This is a genomic window from Arthrobacter crystallopoietes BAB-32 (assembly GCF_000328305.2).
Classification (GTDB): domain Bacteria; phylum Actinomycetota; class Actinomycetes; order Actinomycetales; family Micrococcaceae; genus Crystallibacter; species Crystallibacter crystallopoietes_A.
This window is the reverse complement of sequence record NZ_ANPE02000003.1, coordinates 1-6339: the sequence shown is the minus strand read 5'-3', so window position 1 is coordinate 6339 and position 6339 is coordinate 1. Positions and strand designations below refer to the sequence as shown.

Annotated in this window: 7 protein-coding genes; 5 read left to right on the top strand and 2 right to left on the bottom strand. The window is 67.2% G+C overall.

Going from position 1 to position 6339, the window contains the following annotated elements; translation table 11 throughout:
- A partial coding sequence (locus tag D477_RS21485; protein ID WP_150109909.1) for an HNH endonuclease signature motif containing protein occupies positions 1-299 on the top strand: 299 nt, incomplete at its 5' end.
- 254 nt (positions 300-553) lie between these two features.
- A complete protein-coding gene (locus D477_RS00075; RefSeq protein ID WP_005266077.1) occupies positions 554-1387 on the top strand; it encodes a DUF2382 domain-containing protein in 834 nt (277 codons plus the stop codon).
- Between the two features lie 214 nt (positions 1388-1601).
- Here the strand turns inward: D477_RS00075 and D477_RS00070 are convergent, their stop codons facing one another.
- Positions 1602-2828, bottom strand: a complete 1227-nt coding sequence (locus D477_RS00070; protein ID WP_005266076.1) for a PucR family transcriptional regulator — start codon at positions 2826-2828, stop codon at positions 1602-1604.
- 318 nt (positions 2829-3146) lie between these two features.
- Here D477_RS00070 and ald point away from each other — a divergent pair, with 318 nt between their 5' ends.
- The 3 genes from ald to D477_RS00055 all read left to right on the top strand — a co-directional run bounded on the left by ald (position 3147) and on the right by D477_RS00055 (position 5867).
- Positions 3147-4265, top strand: a complete 1119-nt coding sequence (ald, locus tag D477_RS00065; RefSeq protein WP_005266075.1) for an alanine dehydrogenase — start codon at positions 3147-3149, stop codon at positions 4263-4265.
- A gap of 212 nt (positions 4266-4477) precedes the next feature.
- The gene (locus D477_RS00060; protein ID WP_005266074.1) at positions 4478-5218 is read left to right on the top strand and encodes a GntR family transcriptional regulator; all 741 of its coding nucleotides are present in this window, start codon (positions 4478-4480) and stop codon (positions 5216-5218) included.
- Between the two features lie 58 nt (positions 5219-5276).
- Positions 5277-5867: a J-domain-containing protein gene (locus D477_RS00055; RefSeq protein ID WP_043844946.1), complete on the top strand. Its 591-nt coding sequence runs from the start codon at positions 5277-5279 to the stop codon at positions 5865-5867.
- Here the strand turns inward: D477_RS00055 and D477_RS00050 are convergent.
- Complete coding sequence (locus D477_RS00050) at positions 5864-6253, bottom strand: CBS domain-containing protein (protein ID WP_043844944.1); 390 nt, start codon at positions 6251-6253, stop codon at positions 5864-5866. The genes D477_RS00055 and D477_RS00050 overlap by 4 nt on opposite strands.
- Positions 6254-6339: the final 86 nt, after the last annotated feature.

Below are 6339 nucleotides of genomic sequence, written 5' to 3'. Positions count from 1 at the left end.
GGGGACTGGGCTGCCGCACCCACTGGAAGGACTGCGAACTCGACCATACCCTGGCCTGGGAGCACGGCGGCAAGACCGAACTGAATAATCTTGCACTTCGCTGCAAATCCGATCATCTGTCAAAGCACGCCGACGGCGGCCGCGTCTGGCAAGGCGACAACGGCGTCCTCCACCACCAAACCAGATCCCGCCACGCCTACACCGGCTACCCCGACGGATCCTGGATCTCCCACGGCGTCCAACCACCACCCCCGCCACCACCAGACCCCTTCGACAACCCCGAACCACCACCCTTCTGACCCTCGCGTGCCCGAGGCGTGGCAAAAAAATTGTGACGTGAGCCTTGGACGCGAAACGCCGCGGTGACTAGCAGGGATGGCTAACGGTGCAGGAGAAGGGCGTGACGGAAGTCCCGGACGGAAATAGTAAGCATGCTTGCAAAGGTGCTTTCAGGTGTGTTTACGGTGGATGTGTTGGACCGGACGGTGGCAGCCAGCCACCGGATGGACACAGGGAATCTCCCCAACCTGTTCACCAGTGAAAGGAGAACGACATGATCACCATGGAGCATTTCAACCGCCTTGCCGACAGCCGCGCCGACGTCATGGACTCGGAGGGGAAGAAGATTGGCACTCTGGGTGAGCTCTACCTGGATGACCATACTGAACAGCCGAGCTGGGCCACTGTGAATACGGGCCTGTTCGGGATGTCTGAATTTTTCGTCCCGCTGCGGGAAGCGACGGCGGACGGGCAGGACATCCGCGTCCCCTACACGAAGGACAGGGTTAAGGACGCTCCCCGGATCGAACCGGGCAGCCATATGAGCGAGTCTGAAGAGGATCGGCTCTACGAGTACTACGGTCTCGGTACGAATGCTTACGGCACTGCCGGTACCGGCACTACTGGTACGGGCATCTCCGGCACAGGAGCCCGGGACGCGGATCGCGCTGTCTCGGGAACCTCTGCAGACGCCGACACCGCGGGACGTGGAACGGCCGGACGGGACAGGGACGACGCCATGACCCGCTCGGAGGAGCGCCTTCGGGTCGGCACCGAGTCGCAGGAAACCGGCCGTGCCCGGCTGCGTAAGTACGTCGTGACGGAGAACGTCACCCGTACGGTGCCGGTAACGCACGAGGAGGTCCGGGTTGAGCGCGAGCCGATCACGGACGCCAACCGTGATGAGGCACTGGCTGGCCCCGACATCAGCGAGGCTGAGCACGAGGTCACCTTGCACGAAGAGCGTCCGGTCGTAGAAAAGGAAACCGTGCCGGTCGAGCGGGTGCGCTTGGAGAAGGACACCGTGACAGACCAAGAGACGGTCGATGAAGATGTGCGCAAGGAACGCATCGAGACCGACGGCGACACTGGGACGGGGCGTATCTAGCGTCCTTTTCCTAAGGTGCTTTCCCCGGCGCCATTCAAAGGCCCCGTCGGCTGCAGCCTGGTCTGTAGCCGACGGGCCTTTGCCGTGCCGGGTCGGTGGAGCACCTACCGTGCCGGGCCGGTGGAGCACCTGGCGTGTCGGCTTGGTGGAGGCATTGCCTTGCCGGGCCGGGTTGGGGGAAAGGTGGCGGGGAACTGGGGGAGCTGGGGGATCTTCAGAATGACAGTCTTGGGCGGCGGGCCCAGCGGGCGGCCTTGAGTGCGAGGTGGAGCTCCAGCCGGGTGCTGCCCTTCAGGGGATCGGCGCCGACGATGGAGCGGACTTTGGCCAGCCGGTTGTAGACGCTGCTGCGGTGCAGGTGCAGGCTGGCGGCAGCCTCTGCCACGGAGCCGTCGGTGTCGTAGAGCAGTTCGAGCACCGTTAGCAGTTCCCCATTCGGGTCGCGGTCGGCCAGTTCCTGGTAGCGGACGGAGCCGGTGGGGAGTAGTCCGCGGGCCTGGGCGAGGAGCTGGTAGACGCCGGTGTTGCGGAAGTCGGCAAGCGGGCCGATGCGCGGATCAACGGAAGCCGCCTGCACGGCCGTCGTCGCTTCCCGGTAGGCCTCCGGCAGCCGGCGCAGGTCGGCGAAGGGTTCGCTCAGGCCGAGCATGTCCGGCCGTTCCGGGTGGCCGCCGCGCCGCGAGATTTCCGTGCCGTAGCGCTGCAGCACCTCGGCGTGCTCGCTCCGGCCGGCCATGTCGCGGAACAGCAGGACCGCATGCTGCGGGGCGCCGGCGCTGAAGAGGGCGGGCCGGATGCCGACGGTGGCCTGCAGGGCGGACACGCGCTGCAGCAGCACGGCCGCCTCCGGATCCGCGAGTTCGGCCATGGCCACGTCCGGGTCGTCGATCCGCTCCATGATCACTCCGACCGCCCATGGTGCCCGTCCGCTCACTTCCGGCCAGCCAGCCACGTCCTCCACAGCGGCATTGTCTCCGGTGCAGGCGGCGAGGAACTGGGCTTCCCGGCGGCGGCGGGCCTCGGATTCAGGGGTGTTGGTGTCCAGCAGTTCCGCGGCCAGGCCGTCCAGCAGCGGCCGGACCGCCGGAAGCGCGGCGAGGATGCCGTCCGCTTCTTCGCCGGGCTGCTGCAGTACCCAGAGATAGCCCACGCGGAAGCCGCGCACCAGCAGCGGCACGCAGACCCGGCCGAGCATGCCGAGCGACTCGTTCGCCCCGACCACCACGGGACGGACCGCCGTTGCGATGCCGTGGCTCAGCTGCCAGGCACTGACATCGGCGGGCACCTTCTTGGTCAGCAGGAAATTCACCCGCACCGGGTCCGCGGAGGCCTGGTGGCTGCTGTAGGCAATCAAGTCGCCGTCGAGGTCCTCTACCGACACGCCGTGATCGAGGGCGCGGGCAATCTCCTCCACCGCCTGCTCCGGGCTGGACTTCTGCACGCCGCTCCTCACTGGACAACGGGCGACAATTGCCGCACTGCAACTCGACATTTGTCGATTGCTGGCTCCAGTCTACTTGTGATAGCCGTCACGCTAGTCCCGCTGCTGGCGGGCCACCGGCAGTCCGTTTCTTCCGCGCCATTCCGCGGATCGGGAGATTCTTGACGGGTACGACGGCGAGTGCCTGCCTGGCGCTGGCCGTGACCGTGGCGCGGTACCGGCGAAAGGGGAGCGGCCGGCGTCGTAATTTCCACCCCTACAGTGGATGCACGGCCGGTTCGGGCCAGTTCTACACCTCACAGAGACGGAGGCGCCCCGATGATCATCGGTGTTCCCAAGGAAATCAAGAACAACGAATTCCGTGTGGCCATCACGGCCTCCGGGGTGCATGAGCTGCGCGGACGCGGGCACCAGGTGCTGGTCGAGGCCGGCGCGGGTGTGGGGTCGCGGATCGAGGACGCCGAATATGCTGCCGCCGGCGCCGAGATTGTTGCCAGCGCCGACGAGGTGTGGTCCCGTGCCGAGATGGTGATGAAGGTGAAGGAGCCGATCGCCGCCGAGTACCGCCACTTCCGCGAGGGCCTGGTGCTGTTCACCTACCTGCATCTGGCCGCGGAGCCGGAGCTGACCCGCGCGCTGCTGGATTCCGGCGTCACCGCGATCGCCTACGAAACCGTCCAGACCGCCAACGGTGCGCTGCCGCTGCTCGCGCCGATGAGCGAGGTGGCCGGACGGCTCTCCGTGCAGGTCGGCGCCAATGCCCTGGCGAAGCCTGCCGGCGGCCCGGGCATCCTGCTCGGCGGCGTGCCGGGCGTGCGTCCGGCCAAGGTTACCGTGCTCGGCGCGGGCGTGGCCGGCACGAACGCAGCCGCGATGGCCCTCGGCCTCGGCGCGGACGTCACCATCCTGGACATCAACGTCAACCGGCTGCGCGAACTGGATGCCCAGTACGCCGGCAGGCTCAAGACCGTTGCCTCGAACAGCCTCGAGGTTGAGCGTTCCGTGGTGGAATCCGACCTAGTGATCGGCTCCGTCCTGATTCCCGGCGCGAAGGCCCCGAAGCTGGTCAGCAACGAGCTGGTGGCCAAGATGAAGCCGGGCAGCGTGCTGGTGGACATCGCGGTGGACCAGGGCGGCTGCTTCGCCGACAGCCGTCCCACCACGCACGAAGAGCCGACGTTCACGGTGCACAACTCGATCTTCTACTGCGTGGCCAACATGCCCGGCGCCGTGCCGAACACCTCCACTTACGCGCTGACCAACGTCACGCTGCGGTACGCCGCGATGCTTGCCGACCTCGGTGTCGAGGCAGCGCTGGCGAAGGATCCGGCGCTCGCAGCCGGCCTGAACATCTCGGGCGGCCAGGTCCGGCACCGCTCGGTGGCCGAGGCATTCGGCCTGGAGCTCGCCGCGGAAGGGGAGCTGGTCAGCGCCTGAACGGAGCTTGCCGCGCGAGCACTGCGTGGCGGGCCGAGACAGCCCTTTGCACCTAGGCAACGCCGCGGGGCGGGTGCGCTGGATTCCAGTGCGTCCGCTCCGCGGTTTTTTGCTGGCCGGGTGGTCGGGGCGGTTGTAAGATTGTCGGCAATAGTACAGGCGGTGCCCCTTCCGGCGCCTGCCAAGCAGTTACTGCCGAAAGCAAGGAAGCCATGGCGCAGAGATTCATCGAACCGCTGGTCCAGGAGTCCACGCCTGCCATCATCGCCCGGAAGCTGCGCTACGCCATCGGGCACGGCGAGCTGCAGCCCGGCCAGCAGCTGGGCGAAGCCGAACTGGCCCGCGAACTGGGTGTCAGCCGCGGGCCGCTGCGCGAGGCGATGCAGCGGCTGACCCAGGAAGGACTGCTGGTCAGCATCCGCAACCGCGGGATTTTCGTGATGGAACTCGGCCCCGACGATGTCTCCGATATGTACTTGGCGCGCACCGCCGTCGAACGTGCCGCCGGGCTGAAGGTCATTGAGGTAGTCGGCATCCATGCCGAGGTTGCCGCTGCGCTGCGCCTGGTGACGGACCGGATGGCGCAGGCGATCGCAGCCGGCGAGCGGGGCAGCGTCCTGAGCGACCTGGACATTGAGTTCCATGAGCTGCTGGTCAGCATGGCCGACAGCGGCCGGCTCTCGCGCATGCACCAGACGCTGATGACCGAAACCCGGATGTGCATGGCGGCACTCGAGGACACCGGCTACACCCCGGAGGACCGGCTGGCGGAGCATGAGGCGATCGCGGATGCCATCGGTGCCGCGAACGTGCCGCTCTTCCACAAGCTGCTGGCGCACCACATGGATGACGCGGTGGAGAAGATTTCCAGCCGCATGCGGGCGCAGGAGAACGACGGCGGCAATGTGCGGGCGGCGGCAGGCGAAGGGGCGGCTGCGGAGCCGGTAGCGTAACGGCCGGGTGCCGGTGGACAGCCGAGGACCTGGAGACGACCGGAGGCCGGTGGGCCTGATGGGCGATGCAGCTGAGGAATACAAGCGGCGGCTGGAGCGTGCGGCCGAGGCCCGCGCCGTGCGCGCCTCGGGCGGCAGTGCTGCGGAGGCGCAGGCAGCGGCGGCCCAGGAGGAGTTGGAGGAGAAGCGGCGCAAGGTCGACAGTGCCGCCCGGGCGGACTACCTGGTCCGGGAGGCCATCGCGCGCGGCGAGTTCGACAACCTCAAGTACGCGGGCAAGCCGATTCCTGGGCTGGGCCAAGGGAACGACCCGGACTGGTGGGTCAAGGGCCTGATCCAGCGCGAGAACATCACCGGGTTGGGGCCGCGCGCGATCCTGCTGCGGACCGAGGATGCCGAACTCGATGCCACGTTGGACAAGGTCTACACAGAAAAGCAGGTCCGCGAGATCGTCGAGGACTTCAATGCGCGGGTCATCGATGCCCGGCGCCAGTTGCAGGGCGGACCTCCGGTGATCACCAAAACCCGCGACGTCGATGGCGAAGTGCGCCGCTGGCAGGAACGCCGTGAAGCACGCCGGGCTGCGGCGCCGCCGCCGGAACCAGAGCCCAAGGCGTCCTGGTGGCGGCGGCTGCGAGGCTCCCGCTAAGCCAGATCGTCCATCAGCCTGGCCAGGATGTCGTTCATGGCCAGCAGCCCGGCCAGCTGGTTTCCTTCCACCACGACGAGCCGGCTGAGGTGGTAGCGGCTCATGAGCGCTGCCGCCTGACGCACGGACAGGTCCTCATTGACCGTGATGGAGGGGATCGTGGCGGCGTCGTACACATTGAGTAGGTCCACGTCGCCTTCTTCGGCGACGACGGTCTGCAGCAGTTCGCGGTAGCTCAGCATCCCGTAGGCATCGTGGGCATGCTGGCGCTCCACGACAAGGCTCTTGACCTGGCGCTCCTTCATCATGGACAACGCCTCGCGCAGGCTGCTGTAGGGGGAGATCGTGACGACCTCGGACACCATGACGTCTTTAACGGTGAGCATCATTTCCTCCTCGTTGGAGTGCGGTCAGCCGTCTTCACGGCGCAAGGCCTCCTCGAACTTGCCGACCTGGCGCATGTCGATGCCGG